Source organism: Pseudomonas sp. YeP6b (assembly GCF_025642995.1).
GTDB lineage: Bacteria > Pseudomonadota > Gammaproteobacteria > Pseudomonadales > Pseudomonadaceae > Aquipseudomonas.
The window spans coordinates 4,583,031-4,599,725 of record NZ_CP080090.1 but is presented as its reverse complement, the minus strand read 5'-3'; the positions used below and the strand labels follow the sequence as shown (position 1 = coordinate 4,599,725).

The 16,695-nt window shown below is 59.8% G+C and carries 12 protein-coding genes; 10 read left to right on the top strand and 2 right to left on the bottom strand.

The features are described from left to right. Positions 1-16 precede the first annotated feature (16 nt). From KZH41_RS20635 to KZH41_RS20620, 4 genes are all read left to right on the top strand, one after another. Positions 17-976, top strand: a complete 960-nt coding sequence (locus tag KZH41_RS20635; protein ID WP_242151267.1) for a tRNA dihydrouridine synthase — start codon at positions 17-19, stop codon at positions 974-976. A gap of 373 nt (positions 977-1,349) precedes the next feature. Then, a complete protein-coding gene (locus KZH41_RS20630; RefSeq protein ID WP_263273601.1) occupies positions 1,350-3,074 on the top strand; it encodes a hypothetical protein in 1,725 nt (574 codons plus the stop codon). A 76-nt stretch (positions 3,075-3,150) separates the two neighbouring features. Next, the gene (locus KZH41_RS20625; protein WP_242151261.1) at positions 3,151-4,134 is read left to right on the top strand and encodes a hypothetical protein; all 984 of its coding nucleotides are present in this window, start codon (positions 3,151-3,153) and stop codon (positions 4,132-4,134) included. 109 nt (positions 4,135-4,243) lie between these two features. Then, positions 4,244-5,527 carry a hypothetical protein gene (locus KZH41_RS20620; protein ID WP_094953207.1) on the top strand — a complete coding sequence of 428 codons (1,284 nt, stop codon included), beginning with the start codon at positions 4,244-4,246 and terminating at the stop codon, positions 5,525-5,527. A 3-nt stretch (positions 5,528-5,530) separates the two neighbouring features. On the opposite strand, the gene KZH41_RS20615 is transcribed toward KZH41_RS20620, so the two are convergent. Next, positions 5,531-8,809, bottom strand: coding sequence for an EAL domain-containing protein (locus tag KZH41_RS20615; protein WP_242151258.1), 3,279 nt, complete (start codon positions 8,807-8,809; stop codon positions 5,531-5,533). A 66-nt stretch (positions 8,810-8,875) separates the two neighbouring features. Next, on the bottom strand, positions 8,876-9,766 hold the full coding sequence (locus tag KZH41_RS20610) for a LysR family transcriptional regulator (protein ID WP_094953211.1): 891 nt from the start codon (positions 9,764-9,766) through the stop codon (positions 8,876-8,878). A gap of 147 nt (positions 9,767-9,913) precedes the next feature. Between KZH41_RS20610 and leuC the strand changes: the two genes are divergently transcribed. From leuC to KZH41_RS20580, 6 genes are all read left to right on the top strand, one after another. Continuing rightward, complete coding sequence (leuC, locus tag KZH41_RS20605; protein ID WP_263273600.1) at positions 9,914-11,332, top strand: 3-isopropylmalate dehydratase large subunit; 1,419 nt, start codon at positions 9,914-9,916, stop codon at positions 11,330-11,332. A 10-nt stretch (positions 11,333-11,342) separates the two neighbouring features. Next, entirely contained in the window at positions 11,343-11,987 is a 645-nt protein-coding gene (gene leuD / locus KZH41_RS20600; protein ID WP_263273599.1) for a 3-isopropylmalate dehydratase small subunit, read from the top strand. Between the two features lie 137 nt (positions 11,988-12,124). Continuing rightward, on the top strand, positions 12,125-12,889 hold the full coding sequence (locus KZH41_RS20595) for a class I SAM-dependent methyltransferase (protein WP_094953215.1): 765 nt from the start codon (positions 12,125-12,127) through the stop codon (positions 12,887-12,889). Positions 12,890-12,941: 52 nt separating this feature from the next. Next, on the top strand, positions 12,942-14,024 hold the full coding sequence (gene leuB, locus KZH41_RS20590; RefSeq protein WP_094953216.1) for a 3-isopropylmalate dehydrogenase: 1,083 nt from the start codon (positions 12,942-12,944) through the stop codon (positions 14,022-14,024). Positions 14,025-14,088: 64 nt separating this feature from the next. Further along, a complete protein-coding gene (asd, locus tag KZH41_RS20585; protein WP_094953218.1) occupies positions 14,089-15,201 on the top strand; it encodes an aspartate-semialdehyde dehydrogenase in 1,113 nt (370 codons plus the stop codon). A gap of 409 nt (positions 15,202-15,610) precedes the next feature. Then, a complete protein-coding gene (locus KZH41_RS20580) occupies positions 15,611-16,621 on the top strand; it encodes an aspartate-semialdehyde dehydrogenase (protein WP_263273598.1) in 1,011 nt (336 codons plus the stop codon). The last annotated feature ends 74 nt before the right edge of the window (positions 16,622-16,695 follow it).

Genomic DNA, 16,695 nt, shown 5'->3' with positions numbered 1-16,695 from the left:
TTGTTGAGTGTTTTCCATGCAAATTGCTTTGGCGCCCATGGAGGGGTTGGTCGACAACATCCTGCGCGATGTGCTGACCCGCGTGGGCGGTATTGACTGGTGCGTGACCGAGTTCATTCGCGTCAACGACCGCCTGCTCACCCCTGCCTATTTCCACAAGCTCGCCCCGGAACTGCTGCACGGTGCCCATACCGCAGCGGGCGTGCCGCTGCGCGTGCAGTTGCTGGGCTCCGACCCGGTGTGCCTGGCGGAAAACGCCGCGCTGGCTTGTGAGTTGGGGTCACAAGTGATCGACCTCAACTTCGGTTGCCCGGCCAAGACCGTCAACAAGTCCCGTGGCGGCGCAGTATTGCTCAAGGAACCGGAGCTGCTTAACCAGATCGTCGAGCATGTGCGGCGTGCCGTCCCGGCGCATATCCCGGTGACCGCCAAGATGCGCCTGGGCTTCGATAGCCCCGACGGTGCGCTGGTGTGCGCCACGGCCCTGGCCGAAGGCGGCGCAGCGCACATCGTGGTGCATGCGCGCACCAAGGCCGATGGCTACAAGCCGCCGGCGCATTGGGAGTGGATCCCACGGGTGCAGGACGTGGTTAAGGTGCCGGTATTCGCCAATGGCGATATCTGGAGCGTCGAAGACTGGAGGCGCTGCCGTGAAATCAGTGGCGTCGAAGACATCATGCTCGGCCGTGGCCTGGTGGCACGCCCTGACTTGGCGCGGCAGATCGCGGCGGCGCGGGCGGGCGAAGAGGTGGTGGAAATGACTTGGGCGCAGATGCAGCCGATGCTCCACGAGTTCTGGCGCCAATCGGTGGCGCAACTGACGGAAAAGCAGGCGCCGGGCCGTTTGAAGCAGTGGTTGGCGATGCTGACGCGCAATTACCCCGAGGCGGTGGAGCTGTTTACCGCGATGCGCCGGGAAACCGAGCTGGAGCAGGTCAGCCGTCTGCTCGGCATGCCGCACCCCATCGCGGTCTGAGGCGTTAAGTTTTCTTATTTCACCTGAAAAGGGCGCCACTGGCGCCCTTTTTTTCGCTCGCGAGTTAGCACAAAAGTTTGGCGAATAGGTGTTTTATTATTGTCGTTTAGTTGCGCTTTTTCAGTGTATTAACGCGTGTGACGCTTCCTCGTCGTCAAGAGCGGCTTAAATCGCGGCCTTGTCAGAAAAGTCCATGGGGCAAAGTCTGATAATGCCCATTGGTTTCCTTATATGAACGCCGAATTTCGGAACTCGATAGCCTAACTTTCCACCTATGTCAGGACTGTGAAGCAGCGCTGTTGTTTCCAGCGAATAAACTATTGATGTTCTGATCCGTTAATACGGTCGGGCTTTGTTGAATAAGGAACTACTAATGTCTCTATCGGTTAATAACCCGTCGCTTGTAAAGATTGATGTCCCTTCTCTCGATCGGAACGCTGTCTCGGCCTCTAAAGTTGGCGGGGGAGATAACACCCAGGCCCCGAGTTCAAATGCCAACATCACACCACTGCACAATGACAGTTCACGGTTCTCGCCCAATGAAGTCATGATCCCTGGCGCAGCGCTCACCAAGTTGTTTGACATGCTTGAGATGGTCTTCAAAGCCATGCGGGAGATGGTTTACGGGAAAAACCTGACGCCCGACACTTTGACCGGGTCAGGTCAATTGCCGAACGGTAAGCCGCAGGTGCTCGGTTTGCCGGCGAATGCTGATGCAGTCAGGCAGCCGAATATGCCGGGTGCGGGCAGGTTACTGGGGAATTCTGAAACAGGTAAGCAGGCAAATGTGCCGTTGAATGCTGAAGCAGGCAAGCAGGCGAATGTGCCGGTGAATGCTGAAATAGGCAAGAAGGTGAATGTGCCGGTGAATGCTGAAATAGGCAAAAAGGCGAACGTGCCGGTGAATGCTGAAGCCGGCAAGAAGACGGATTTGCCGTTGAATCCTGAAGCGGGCAAGAAGGCGAATGTGCCGGTGAATGCTGAAGCCGGCAAGAAGACGGATTTGCCGTTGAATCCTGAAGCGGGCAAGAAGGCGAATGTGCCGGTGAATGCTGAAGCCGGCAAGAAGACGGATTTGCCGTTGAATCCTGAAGCAGGCAAGAAGGCGAATGTGCCGGTAAATGCTGAAGCAGGCAAGAAGACGGATTTGCCGTTGAATCCTGAAGCCGGCAAGAAGGCGATTGTACTGGTGAAAGCGGATGCCGATAAGCAGGCGGACGCACCGGTGAATCCTCCAGCAGGTAAGCGTACGAATGTGCCGGATGCACGCACGCAGCACTTGACGACATCCTACCCGCCAGCACCGAGCCCTGATGTCACCGTAACCAATGATGCCAGGACAAACGTCCATTTGAACGTTAACGTCAATTCTTGCCACTGCCCTGATGCGAAGGCGTTGCCGGATAACGGTCCAAGGCCCAAGCCTGAGGTTTCGACCACCGTTACGCCTGCGCACGGGACGGACCACCCGCCAATCGTGACGACCACTATCACGCCTAGGGGCAAGGCCGAACTCCCAAGCCAGCCGCCGGCCCAGACGCTTAAGGATAAGGCCGAACTCCCAAGCCAGACGCCGGCCCAGACGCCTAAGGACAAGACCGAGCACCCAAGCGCGCCGCTGATCCAGACGCCTAAGGACAAGACTGAGCACCCAAGCGCGCCGCTGATCCAGACGCCTAAGGACAAGACCGAGCACCCAAGCGCGCCGCTGATCCAGACGCCTAAGGACAAGACCGAGCACCCAAGCGCGCCGCTGATCCAGACGCCTAAGGACAAGACCGAGCGCCCAAGCGCGCCGCTGATCCAGACGGCTACGGACAAGACCGAGCGCCCAGGCGCGCCGCTGATCCAGACGCCTAAGGACAAGACCGAGCGCCCAAGCGCGCCGCCGATCCAGACGGCTAAGGACAAGACCGAGCGCCCAAGCGCGCCGCTGATCCAGACGCCTACGGACAAGACCCACCCACCAGCCGCGACCCCTCTTACGGTTGTAAATCCACGGCCATCGCCTGAAGCCCCCACCAGCCCAGGCCCCGCGGAAGATCATTTTGATCTAAGCCATTGGCAGCCAAAATTCAGGCCGAATTTCAGGCGCTGATAGTGTCGACTCTGTTTTAACTTCTTGAGTAGTGCAGGTACTTCTTCGGCTATGACCCGCGAGGAAGTGCCTGCTGATGGGGGAACATATGTCTGGTTGTTCAATTAATAATATTGCGCCTGTCGTCAATGTAAGGCGGGTAATAAACATTGATTCGCGTCCGCCCAGTAATGAACTAGAGCCTCAACTAAAACTCTTCATGAAAGAAGCTGCTCCGCATTTTCGTGATCCCTTCCTCGGCGTACCGGAGAGCACGCTGGCGGTCGCCAATGTCTCAGGCGCAGCTCATTCGCTGGCGGCTCTGCTTACTTCCTTTTTTACTCGGCTACTCAGTTTGGTATCGGATAAGCAAGCTACACCAGTGCCTGTCATACCTGCTCCCACACCCACACCGCAGGTTACTCCGCCGCTAGTTGTGACCGAGCCCATAGTGCCCAACAACACGCCCAGCGTCGCAGCCAACATCCCGGGACTTTCAAGCAAACAAGGCGGCGCGAAGCCGGACAATATCTGGAGTGGATTCCGCCAAGGCCCTGATGGCAATTGCGTGACGGTATCTGCGATCAAGGCGGCGATGTATCGATTTGGTCAAAGCCCCACAGATATCTACAAGCAAGTGACCAGGGTGGGCGACGGTTACCGAGTGGTAATGCGCGATGGCTTTCAGCTCACCTTGACTGATAGCGAATTGGCCGAAGCTGCACGGAGCTCGAAATTCATCGGGCGAGACCACGAGATGCTCAAGGATGCGCACTTTCTATTTGCGGTCAGTGCCAAGCGCGCGCAGATGGAAAACAACGATCACACGGCAGGCAGGAGTTATCAGGCTGCGATTCGCAGCCTGAATGATGGTGAGGATGAAGACGGGCCGGGGGAGGGGTTTCTACGACTGGGGTTGCGTCAGCACATGAGAACCGTCCCTGTAAGAGATCTCGCCCGTGGACAAGTGGGCATGTGCAATCGCAGGAGGCATTCGGTGGCGGTTATCAACGGTCGTGAAGAGTTATGGGGGCGCCCGGGCTCGGCGCCGGTTTGGGGGCAGGCGATAGCGCTTGTCTAGTGGTCGACGGGTTGGGCCATAGGCGATGCAGTTTTGGCGCGACTCACTTCACCGCGGCCCGGCTTTTTTTTGCAGGTTATTGCTTTGTAAAGTCTCAGGAAACCAGTGAATGAATATCCCAGTAAGTAATTATCCAGGCGCGCCCGCCAAAGGGCAGGGCTACGTGGCTTCGGTGTTTTCGTCAAAGCAAGTAGGGGAAAAGCCCGCGGATGTCACGCGGGCATTCAACTCGGGGCAAAGGCAATTTGGTGAGAACTTTGACAGCAGCACCCACGAGGCCGTCATCAAGCTGATGATGCAAACCTTGGGTCAACATCCGGCAGGCATGTTCAAAACGCTGACCGCCGTCGGTGATGGGTATCACATCACCATGAAGGACGAGTTCAAGGTTCAGCTGTCTCACCAGGAACTGGAGCAGGCCACGCAAGCCTCACGCTTCAGTGGAAACGATGCCGGTGCGGTAAAGGACGCCAACTTTGTGTTTGCGGCCTTTGTAAAGCGCAAGCAACTTATAGGGGGGTACCCGACATTTGCAGCGGCGCTGGCAAAGACGCTGGAGGGTGAGACCACCCAGCGGTGCCTACAGGGCATGGGGATGTACGGCCTTTCTCAATACGTTTCGTCGAGTGACATGGCGGCCAAGGGAGGGGCGGGCGTCCTGGAAACACATAACTTTGGCTCTGCGTTGGTTGTGGAGGGTGTGAGGCATGAGTACGGCGAACAACGTAAGGCGGATCGGGGTTACGGGTATGTCTTGTTTGATGACAAGCCGAGCCCTGCCGACGACGCCAGACGGGTCAACGATATCGTTTCCGGCATGTCGCCCGCGCAGATCTGGGATGGTTTTTATCAAGGCGAGAAAGACAATTGCGTTACGGTATCGGCGATCAAGGCCGCCATCATTCGGTTCTGGCAGGATCCCAAGGGAATCTTCGAGCGCATTCAGGTCACCCCGGACGGCTTTGAGGTGGTCATGAGGGATTCCTTCAGGCTGCAGGTGACCCATGAGGAAATGAACCAAGCTGCCGCCGCGTCGAACTTCCATGGCAGTAGTCCTAAGCTGCTCAATTACGCCATCTTCTTGTACGCGGTCAGTGCCAAACGTGCGCAGATGGAAAACAACGACTTTCGCGCCGGGGAGAGTTTTGCGAAGGCGTTGGATACCCTCAATGACGGCGAGGCCCCAGGGGAGGCGCTTCGGCGGCTGGGGTTGTTTGGCTATATACGTAACAGCACGCTCGATGAGCTGGTCAGGGGGGCGATTGGCACGCTGGGGGACAACGTACACTCAGTCGCAGTGGTCAACGGGTCGCTTGATTACTATGGGCAAAAGCAGGACTTGGCGTCATCGCACTGGATGAACACTGGGTTTCACGTATTGAAACTGGTGTGACGCTTACCCCAGCAAGCGCCTGAACCCCTCGATCGACAGTGGCCGACTGTGCAAATAGCCCTGGTACAAATGGCAGCCCAGCTTCTGCAGGAACGCCAGTTGTTCCGGGGTTTCCACGCCTTCGGCAATCACTCCCAGGTTCAAACTGTGGGCCATGGCCACAATGGCGCGGATGATTTCGGCGTCGTTGGGGTCGTGGGTTGCATCGCGCACAAAGGACTGGTCGATTTTCAGCGCATCCACCGGCAGGCGCTTGAGGTAGGTCAGCGACGAGTAGCCGGTGCCGAAATCATCCATAGCAAAACTCACGCCGAGCTTTTTAAGGCGGCGCATCTTAGCCACGGTTTCGTCCAGGTTCTGGATCACAATGCCTTCGGTGATCTCCAGTTTCAGCAAGTTATAGGGCAGCTTATGGTGTGTGAGGCTGTGTTCCACCCGTTCCACGAAGTCGCTCTGGCGGAACTGCCTGGGGCTGATATTCACGCACAAGCTGAAATTCAGTGGGTCCACCAGGCCCTCGGCGATCAACTGCGCGAATGCGCCGCACGCTTCATCAAGAATCCAGGTGCCGACTTCCAGGATCAGGCCGCTGTCCTCCAGCACCTTGATAAATTCCGTGGGTGACTGCGCGCCCAGTTGCGGGTGCTGCCAGCGCACCAAGGCTTCGGCGCCGATGATACGGTTGCCACGCGCATCCACCTGGGGTTGGTAATGCACGCTGAACTCACCGCGCGACAGCGCCAGGCGCAGGTCGGTCTCCATGCGCAGGCGCTCGCTGGCGGTTTTTTGCATGCTGTTGTGAAACATCTGCGTGGTGTTACGCCCCGAGTCCTTGGCCCGATAGAGCGCAATGTCGGCGCGTTTGAGCAGGTCCGCCGGGGTGGAGCCATGGTCCGGGATCAGCGCCACGCCAATGCTCGGCGTGACCTGCAAGCGTTGGCCATCGAGAAACATCGGTTCCGAGAGCAATTCGCGCAGGGTGTCGGCCAGTTCCTGCACCTGGGCGCTGACTTGCGCCCGCGTACCGTCCAGGCCGCTAAGTAGCACCACAAACTCATCGCCACCCAGGCGCGCCACCGTGTCCTCCATGCGCACGCTGGCTTCCAGGCGCGCGGTGACGATTTTCAGCACGGTGTCGCCCACCGGATGGCCGAGGGAGTCGTTGATGTGCTTGAAATGGTCGAGGTCGAGAAACAACAGGGCGCCGCGCAGGTTATGGCGTTTGAGCAGGGCGATTTGCTGGCTCAGGCGGTCCATCAGCAAGGCGCGATTGGGCAGGTTGGTCAACGGGTCGTGATAAGCCAGGTGGCGAATCTGCGCCTGGGCGTTTTTCAGCAGGCTCACGTCTCGCGCGGTCAGCAGCAGGCACGGCGTTTCATTCAGCGTAATCGGCTCTACCGAGACCTCCACGGCCAACAACTCGCCGCGTTTGTTGTGCCAGAGCATTTCCAAGTGATGAATGCGGCCCTTGATCTGCAGCTCGGCCAACAGCGCGGTGCGCTGGTTTTCATCGGCCCAGATGCCGATCTGGTACAGCGTCAGGCCGATGGCCTCTTCGGCGCGATAACCGGTCAGGCGGCAGAAGCCGTCGTTGACCTCCACATATCGGCCGGTGTCGCGCTCGGTGATAGAAATGGCGTCGGGGCTGGAGTGGAAGGCCTTGGCGAATTTCTCTTCACTGGCCTTCAGCGCGGCCTCCGAGCGCTGCTGTTGGGTGATGTCGCGCAGCGTGGTGACGATGCATGGCTGGTCGCCGACCTTGATCAAGCGGCTAGAGATCATGCAGGTCAGGCTCTGGCCGTTTTTGTGACGCGCCACGATGGCCACGTTGCTCAGTGCCTGCTCGCGAATCACCTGTTCGATACGTTGCAGGCGTTTGCTGGAGTCGTCCCATAAACCGATCTGCTCGGCGCTCTTGTTGATGACCTCGGCGGCGCTCCAGCCAAAGGTCTGGGTAAAGGCCGGGTTGATTTCGATAAAGGTGCCGCCGTCCAGGCAGGTGACGCAGATGGGGTCGGGGCTGGCCTGGAACAGGCTGGCGAATTTCTCTTCGGACGCGGTGATCCGCTGTTCGCGTTCCACTTGGTCGGTGATGTCGAGCAAGGTGCCGGCCATGCGCAGAGGTTTGCCGGCTTCGTCACGATACAGGCGCGCGCGGCTTTCCAGGTAGCGAGGGCTGCCGCATTCCGTCAGCACGCGGTAGGTCAACTGGTAGTTACCGTCCGAGCCTTCACGCAAGCTGCGATAGGCGTTGCGCATGCCCTCGCGGTCTTCATCGGACATGCCCTCAAAAAACGCGTCGAAGGATTCGTGGAATTGCTCCGGCGGCAGGCCATGCAGTTGGGCGGCGCGGGCCGAGCCGTAGAGCATGCCCGTGGGGATGTGCCAGTCCCATGTGCCCAGTTGCGCCGAGTTCAGGGCCAGGTCGAGGCGTTCCTGGCTGTCTTTCAAGGCTTGCTCGGCGTTTTTACGTTCGGTGGTGTCGAGGAACGTGCTGATCAGGTAGGCCTCGCCCTCCAGCTCGACTTTCTGCGCGCTGAGGGTGCCATCGTGAATCTGGCCGTTACTGGCGCAGAACTGCACCTCCATGGTGATCGGCTCGCCCTTGCGCTGGGTGGCCTTGACCAGCAGCGCGCGCTGTTCGGGGTCGCGCCACAGCCCGAGGTCCAGGGTGGTGCGGCCGATGACATCGGCCACTGGCCAGCCGAAGAGCATCTCGAAATACTGGTTGGCTTCGCTGATCCGGCCATCAGATTGGCGCGTCAGTAGAACCATATTGGGGCACAGGTGAAACAACGTGGCGAAGCGTTTTTCCGAGTGGCTGAGGGCGTGCTCGCGCTCGCGCTGGCGGGTGGTTTCGCGGATCACCCCGATCATGCGGCGCCGACCGGTCTTGTCCGGCGCCAGGCTGCCATTGATTTCCAGCCAATGATGGCTGCCGTCCGGCCATTGGATGTGGTGGTGCGTGGCCTGCTCGAACGGCTCGCCCGCCAGCACGGCGTGAAAGGCCCGCACCACTCGCGCACGATCTGACGGTGCCAGCAGGTCCAGGTAGTCCAGGTCAGTGGGTAAAGGTTGGCGGGGGTCGAAACCGAACAGCGCTTGGGTGCCGCGTGACCAACTTATCCGCCCGGTATCGATTTCCCACCACCACGCGCCCAGGCGGGCAGCATTGAGGGCTGCCAGCAACTGCGGGGCGCTGTCCCAGCTTTGTTCCGCCTCTTGAGGGTCCAAGGCGTAAATACGGGGCAGGGGTGGCACGGAATCGACGGGGTTGCGCATTATCAATGGGCCTTGGCTCAATGGGCGTTCGGCGCGGCTTTAATCAGACCTTGAGGCCGCACAGCTTCATGCCGGTATCGCTGGCAGATCGACCTGTGCATCCAGTAGGCTCATGAAAGCCCGCGCAGCGTTCGACAGCGTCCTTTCGGTGTGCACGATATAGCCTAGCTGGCGACTGAGTTGTATGCCCGGCAAAGCGATACTTGCCACCTGATCATCGAGCATGGTGCGCGGCAACACGCTCCAGGCCAGGCCGATGGATACCATCATTTTTATAGTTTCCAAGTAGTTAGTGCTCATCGCGATGTTCGGCGTCAGGCCCTGGGCTTCGAACAAGCGCCTGACAATATGGTGGGTAAAGGTATTGCCGCCCGGGAACACCGCCGGGTGCTTGGCAATATCGGCCAAGTTGACCGTGCCATTGCCGGTCAAGCTGTGTTCCGGCGCGACCACGAAATCCAGCGGGTCGTCCCACACCGGCGTGGCACGGACCAGGTTGTGCGGGTCGGGCGCCAAGGTGATCACCGCCACTTCGGCGCGGCCGTGGAGGATTTCCTCGTAGGCCACTTCCGAGTCGAGGAACTGAATATCCAGCGCCACATTGGGGTACTCGCGCGTAAAGGCGCGCAGGATCGGCGGCAGGCGATGCAGGCCGATGTGATGGCTGGTGGCCAATGTCAGGCGACCGCTGACTTCGCCGCTCAGGTTGGTGAGGGCGCGGCGGGTGTCGTCCAGCACATTGAGGATCTGATACGCACGTGGCAGCAGGGCGCGCCCGGCCTCGGTCAGGCCGACTTCACGGCCCAGACGGTCGAATAAACGTACCTTTAATTGTTGTTCCAGCCCGGCAATGCGCTTGCTGATGGCCGGTTGTGTCAGGTGCAGGCGTTCACCTGCACCGGAGAAGCTGCCGGTCTCGGCGATGGCAATAAAGGCATTGAGGTTGGCCAAGTCCATGGTGGTATTCCAGTTGGTAATCCAAAGCATAAAAAATATGAATTTGAGTTATTTAATGTAGCGCCATACCATCAGCCTCACAAGCCAAAGGGTTATTGAATTGCTCAAGACCCGGGGCATAGAAAGACCGATGATGAGGACCGACTGATGGCCGGCAAAACGCTTTACGACAAGCTTTGGGATTCCCATGAAGTGAAACGGCGCGACGATGGCTCGTCGCTGATCTACATCGACCGTCACATCATCCATGAAGTGACCTCGCCCCAAGCGTTCGAAGGCCTGCGACTGGCCGGGCGCAAGCCTTGGCGCGTCGACTCCATCATCGCCACCCCGGACCACAACGTGCCGACCACGCCTGAGCGTAAAGGCGGCATCGACGCGATCGTCGACACCGTGTCGCGCCTTCAGGTGCAGACCCTCGACGACTATTGCGATGAATATGGCATCACCGAATTCAAGATGAATGACGTGCGTCAAGGCATCGTTCACGTGATCGGCCCGGAGCAGGGCGCGACCTTGCCGGGCATGACCGTGGTCTGCGGCGACTCCCACACCTCCACCCACGGTGCGTTCGGCGCCTTGGCCCATGGCATCGGCACTTCCGAGGTGGAGCATGTGTTCGCCACCCAGTGCCTGGTCGCCAAAAAGATGAAGAACATGTTGGTGTTGGTCGAAGGCCAACTGCCCTTCGGCGTGACCGCCAAAGACATCGTGCTCGCCGTGATCGGCAAGATCGGCACCGCCGGCGGTAACGGCCATGCCATCGAGTTCGCCGGCAGCGCGATTCGCGACCTGTCTATTGAAGGCCGCATGACCATCTGCAATATGTCCATCGAAGCCGGTGCCCGCGTAGGCATGGTAGCAGCGGACGAAAAGACCGTTGAATACGTCAAGGGCCGTCCATTCGCGCCGAAAGGCGCCGATTGGGATACCGCCGTCGAAGCCTGGAAAGACTTGGTCTCCGACGCCGATGCGGTGTTTGACACCGTGGTCGAGCTCGACGCTGCCCAGATCAAGCCGCAAGTCAGTTGGGGCACCTCGCCCGAGATGGTTCTGGCCGTTGATCAAAACGTGCCGGACCCGTCCAAAGAAGCCGACCTGGTAAAGCGTGGCTCCATCGAGCGCGCCTTGAAATACATGGGCTTGAAAGCCAATCAGGCGATTACCGACATCCAGTTGGATCGCGTGTTTATCGGTTCCTGCACCAACTCGCGGATTGAAGACTTGCGCGCTGCGGCGGTGATCGCCAAGGGCCGCAAAGTCGCCTCGACCATTAAGCAAGCCATCGTGGTGCCAGGTTCGGGGTTGGTCAAAGCTCAAGCCGAAGCCGAAGGCCTGGACAAGATCTTCCTCGAAGCCGGTTTTGAATGGCGCGAGCCGGGCTGCTCCATGTGCCTGGCGATGAACCCGGACCGTTTGGAGTCGGGCGAGCATTGCGCGTCCACCTCCAACCGTAACTTCGAAGGGCGTCAGGGCGCCGGTGGGCGTACCCACTTGGTCAGCCCGGCCATGGCCGCTGCCGCTGCCGTCAACGGTCGTTTCATCGACGTTCGCGAATTGATCTGAGGAAAACCCGATGAGAGCTTTTACCCAACACACAGGTTTAGTCGCGCCGTTGGACCGTGCCAACGTCGACACCGACCAGATCATCCCCAAGCAGTTCTTGAAGTCGATCAAGCGCACCGGTTTCGGCCCAAACCTCTTCGACGAGTGGCGCTACCTGGACGTGGGCTACGCCTACCAGGACAACTCCAAGCGCCCGTTGAACAAGGATTTTGTGCTCAACGCCGAGCGTTACCAAGGCGCCAGCGTGTTGCTGGCCCGGGAAAACTTCGGCTGCGGCTCCAGCCGTGAGCACGCGCCGTGGGCCCTGGAAGAATACGGCTTTCGCAGCATCATCGCGCCGAGCTACGCCGACATCTTCTTCAACAACAGCTTCAAGAACGGCTTGCTGCCGATCATCTTGAGCGACGCCGAAGTGGACGAGTTGTTCAAACAAGTCGAAGCCGATGTGGGCTACCAGCTCACGGTTGACCTGGCAGCGCAGAGGGTGACCCGTCCGGACGGCAAGGTGTACCACTTTGAAGTCGACGCGTTCCGTAAGCACTGCCTGATCAACGGCCTGGACGATATCGGCCTGACCTTGCAGGACGGCGATGCGATTGCCGCCTTTGAAACCAAGCACCGGGCCAGCCAGCCTTGGTTGTTTCGCGACGCCTGATTTGCGGTAGGCCGTGCGGGCCCCATCGCGGGCAAGCCCGGCTCCCACATGTTGACCTGTGAACACGGTCAACTGTGGGAGCTGGCTTGCCTGCGATAGCGCCCGTACCAACACCACAAAACCCAAGGAAGCTCACCATGACCAACACCGCCCACACCCAAGTCGTTCAAAAACAATTCGGCGAGCAAGCCTCGGCTTACCTGAGCAGTGCCGTGCACGCCCAAGGCACCGAATTCGCGCTGCTGCAGGCCGAACTGGCCGGGGCCGGTGCGGCACGCCTGCTGGATTTGGGTTGCGGTGCCGGGCATGTGAGTTTTCATGTGGCACCGCTGGTGAAAGAAGTGGTGGCCTACGACCTTTCCCAGCAGATGCTCGACGTGGTCGCGGCCGCTTCAAAAGACCGTGGGCTGGACAACATCCGCACCGTGCACGGCGCCGCCGAACGCTTGCCGTTCGCCGATGGCGAGTTCGACTTCGTGTTCAGCCGTTACTCAGCCCACCACTGGAGCGACCTGGGCCTGGCGCTGCGTGAAGTCCGTCGGGTACTCAAGCCGGGCGGTGTGGCGGCGTTTGTGGATGTCTTGTCACCGGGCAGCCCGCTGTTGGACACTTACCTGCAAACCGTCGAAGTGCTGCGCGACACCAGCCACGTGCGCGATTATTCCGCCGGCGAGTGGATGCGCCAGCTCAGCGAGGCCGGCCTGCACGTGCGCAACAGCAGCCGTCAGCGTTTGCGCCTGGAATACACCTCGTGGGTCGAGCGCATGCGCACGCCAGAGGTATTGCGTGCTGCAATCCTTGAGCTGCAAAAGGCGATGGGCCAGGAAGTACGCGATTACTACGAGATTCAAGCCGACGGCACCTTCAGCACCGACGTGCTGGTGGTCTTTGCCGAACGCTGATTAATTTTCCCGACCTGCCTGCGGGCGGGTCGCTTGATGAAATGAGGAACGCATGAGCAAGCAGATTCTGATTCTTCCTGGCGACGGTATTGGTCCGGAAATCATGGCCGAGGCGGTCAAGGTCCTGGAATTGGCCAACAGCAAGTACAGCCTGGGCTTCGAATTGAGCCACGACGTGATCGGCGGCGCCGCCATCGACAAGCACGGCGTGCCCCTGGCCGACGAGACTCTGGACCGCGCCCGTGCGGCTGACGCGGTGCTGCTCGGCGCCGTGGGCGGCCCGAAATGGGACAAGATCGAACGCGACATCCGCCCTGAGCGCGGTCTGCTCAAGATCCGTGCGCAACTGGGCCTGTTCGGCAACCTGCGCCCGGCGATCCTCTATCCGCAACTGGCCGATGCGTCGAGCCTCAAGCCGGAAGTGGTTGCAGGCCTGGACATCCTGATCGTGCGTGAACTGACCGGCGGTATCTACTTCGGCTCGCCACGCGGCGTGCGCACGCTTGAGAATGGCGAGCGCCAGGCCTACGACACGCTGCCGTACAGCGAGAGCGAAATCCGCCGTATCGCCCGTGTCGGTTTCGACATGGCCCGTGTGCGCGGCAAAAAGGTCTGCTCGGTCGATAAAGCTAACGTACTGGCCTCCAGCCAGCTGTGGCGCGAAATCGTCGAAGAAGTCGCCAAGGACTACCCGGACGTCGAACTAAGCCACATGTACGTCGACAACGCCGCCATGCAACTGGTGCGTGCACCCAAGCAGTTCGACGTGATCGTCACCGATAACCTGTTCGGCGACATCCTGTCCGACCAGGCCTCGATGCTCACCGGTTCTATCGGCATGCTGCCGTCGGCGTCCCTGGACACCCACAACAAAGGCATGTACGAGCCGTGCCACGGTTCGGCGCCGGACATCGCAGGGCAGGGCATTGCCAACCCGTTGGCGACGATTTTGTCGGTGTCGATGATGTTGCGTTACAGCTTCAACCTGAGTGACGCGGCCGATGCCATCGAGAAGGCTGTAAGCCTGGTGCTGGATCAAGGTTTGCGCACCGGTGACATTTGGTCACAGGGTTGCACCAAAATCGGCACGCAAGAAATGGGCGACGCAGTAGTCGCCGCGCTGCGGAATCTGTAATCTCTCCGGCCCGCTTGCAGTTGTTGCTGCAAGGCGGCCCACTTTTTAACAAGGTGTAGTTGCGATGAAACGTGTAGGTCTGATCGGTTGGCGCGGTATGGTCGGTTCCGTGCTCATGCAGCGGATGCTGGAAGAGCAGGATTTCGATCTTATTGAGCCGGTGTTTTTCACCACTTCGAACGTAGGTGGCCAAGGGCCGTCCGTGGGCAAGGATATTGCTCCGCTCAAGGACGCCTACAGCATTGAAGAGCTGAAAACCCTCGACGTGATTCTGACCTGCCAGGGTGGCGACTACACCAGCGAAGTCTTCCCCAAGCTGCGTGAAGCCGGCTGGCAGGGTTACTGGATTGACGCCGCCTCGAGCCTGCGCATGCAGGACGACGCGGTGATCATCCTCGACCCGGTGAACCGCAGGGTCATCGACCAACAGTTGGACGCCGGCACCAAGAACTACGTGGGCGGCAACTGCACCGTCAGCCTGATGCTGATGGGCCTGGGCGGCTTGTTCGAAGCCGGTCTGGTCGAGTGGATGAGCGCCATGACCTATCAGGCGGCCTCCGGCGCCGGCGCGCAGAACATGCGTGAACTGATCAAGCAGATGGGCGCGACCCACGCAGCCGTCGCCGATCAACTGGCGGACCCTGCCAGTGCGATCCTCGACATCGACCGTCGTGTGGCCGAAGCCATGCGCAGCGATGCCTACCCGACCGAGAACTTCGGCGTGCCATTGGCCGGTAGCCTGATCCCGTGGATCGACAAAGAGCTGCCGAACGGCCAGAGCCGCGAAGAGTGGAAGGCCCAGGCTGAGACCAACAAGATCCTCGGTCGCTTCAAGAGCCCGATCCCGGTGGACGGCATTTGCGTGCGCATCGGCGCCATGCGCTGCCACAGCCAGGCGCTGACCATCAAGCTGAACAAAGACGTGCCGATCGCCGATATCGAAGGGTTGATCAGCCAGCACAACCCTTGGGTCAAGTTGGTGCCGAACAACCGTGACATCAGCATGCAGGAGCTGAGCCCAACCAAGGTTACCGGCACCCTGAATGTACCGGTCGGCCGTCTGCGTAAGCTGAACATGGGGACTCAGTACCTGGGCGCGTTCACTGTTGGTGACCAACTGCTGTGGGGCGCGGCTGAACCGCTGCGTCGTATGCTGCGGATTTTGCTGGAGCGTTGATCGCTTAATGCTGTACGAAAAACCCGCGACTGGTGACAGGCGCGGGTTTTTTGTTGCCCTTGAGGCCCTCATCGCGGGCAAGCCCGCTCCCACATTTTGATTTGTGAATACATTCAAGTGTGGAGGGGGCGGGCTGGCCCGCGATGAGCATAGGTATCTACACATCTTTTTATGGGTTGAATTCTTGGGTTGTCGCGGGGGCGCTGGGTACATATCCGTTACCGCAGCAACGGATATGTACTCACATCTACCTAAAAACCCCGTCAAAAGCTCAGCGCAACACAAAAAGTTGCGTAGATACCTATGCCGCGATGAGGTCATCAGCCCCACCACAAAAACCAGGTTAATTGCCTCACTCCCAACCACCCGTTAAAGTGCCGCTCCCCCCGCAATGCCCGAGGCAGCCACCATGACCCAGACCTTTGAAATCGCCGTGATCGGCGCCACCGGAACCGTTGGCGAAACCCTGGTGCAGATTCTCGAAGAACTGGATTTCCCGGTAGGCACCCTGTATCTGCTGGCGGGCAGTAACTCGGCCGGTGCATCAGTGCCGTTTCGCGGCAAGAACGTGCGGGTCAAGGAAGTCGATGAGTTCGACTTCAAAAAAGCGCAGTTGGCCTTCTTCGCGGCAGGCCCGGCGGTAACCCAGAGTTTCGCCCCGCGCGCCATCGCTGCCGGTTGCTCGGTGATCGACCTGTCCGGCGCCTTGCCGGCCGATCGGGCGCCTCAAGTGGTGCCGGAAGCCAATGCGCATATCCTCAAAGGTTTGAAAAAGCCCTTCCAACTCGGCAGCCCAAGCCCATCCGCTACCAACCTGGCCGTCGTCCTCGCGCCGTTGCGCGGGTTGCTGGACATCCAACGCGTCAGCGTCACTGCCAACCTGGCCGTATCCGCCCAGGGTCGCGAGGCTGTCAGTGAACTGGCCCGGCAGACCGCCGAACTGTTAAACGTACGCCCGCTGGAGCCCAAGTTCTTTGATCGGCAGATGGCCTTCAACCTGCTGGCACAAGTCGGCACGCCAGACGCCCAGGGGCATACAGCCCTGGAGAAACGTCTCGTGCACGAGCTGCGCGCAGTGCTGGAAACTCCTTTGCTAAAGATTTCCGCAACTTGCGTTCAAGCCCCGGTGTTTTTTGGCGATAGCCTGACAGTGTCATTGCAGTTGGGCGCGCCGGTCGACCTTGCGGCGGTCAACCGCGCACTTGAGGCGGCGCCAGGTATCGAGCTGGTGGAAGAGGGCGACTACCCTACGCCGGTTGGGGATGCGGTCGGCCAGGATGTAGTCTACGTCGGCCGGGTGCGTGCGGGCGTGGACGACCCGGCGGAACTAAATCTGTGGCTGACGTCAGATAACGTACGCAAGGGGGCGGCACTCAACGCGGTGCAGCTGGCGCAGTTGTTGATAAAAAGCCTTGCGTAAAAGATACTTGGCGGCAATTTGTAGATTGATTCTAACCAGGCGCTATGCTTGGTCCAAAGCGGCACAGAAGCGCG

Coding starts and splice junctions, on each gene's coding strand:
- asd (WP_094953218.1), top strand. CDS start 14,089: ATGAAACGTGTAGGTCTGATCGGTTGGCGCGGTATGGTCGGTTCCGTG.
- leuB (WP_094953216.1), top strand. CDS start 12,942: ATGAGCAAGCAGATTCTGATTCTTCCTGGCGACGGTATTGGTCCGGAA.
- KZH41_RS20620 (WP_094953207.1), top strand. CDS start 4,244: ATGAATATCCCAGTAAGTAATTATCCAGGCGCGCCCGCCAAAGGGCAG.
- KZH41_RS20625 (WP_242151261.1), top strand. CDS start 3,151: ATGGGGGAACATATGTCTGGTTGTTCAATTAATAATATTGCGCCTGTC.
- leuC (WP_263273600.1), top strand. CDS start 9,914: ATGGCCGGCAAAACGCTTTACGACAAGCTTTGGGATTCCCATGAAGTG.
- KZH41_RS20580 (WP_263273598.1), top strand. CDS start 15,611: ATGACCCAGACCTTTGAAATCGCCGTGATCGGCGCCACCGGAACCGTT.
- leuD (WP_263273599.1), top strand. CDS start 11,343: ATGAGAGCTTTTACCCAACACACAGGTTTAGTCGCGCCGTTGGACCGT.
- KZH41_RS20635 (WP_242151267.1), top strand. CDS start 17: ATGCAAATTGCTTTGGCGCCCATGGAGGGGTTGGTCGACAACATCCTG.
- KZH41_RS20630 (WP_263273601.1), top strand. CDS start 1,350: ATGTCTCTATCGGTTAATAACCCGTCGCTTGTAAAGATTGATGTCCCT.
- KZH41_RS20615 (WP_242151258.1), bottom strand. CDS start 8,809: ATGCGCAACCCCGTCGATTCCGTGCCACCCCTGCCCCGTATTTACGCC.
- KZH41_RS20595 (WP_094953215.1), top strand. CDS start 12,125: ATGACCAACACCGCCCACACCCAAGTCGTTCAAAAACAATTCGGCGAG.
- KZH41_RS20610 (WP_094953211.1), bottom strand. CDS start 9,766: ATGGACTTGGCCAACCTCAATGCCTTTATTGCCATCGCCGAGACCGGC.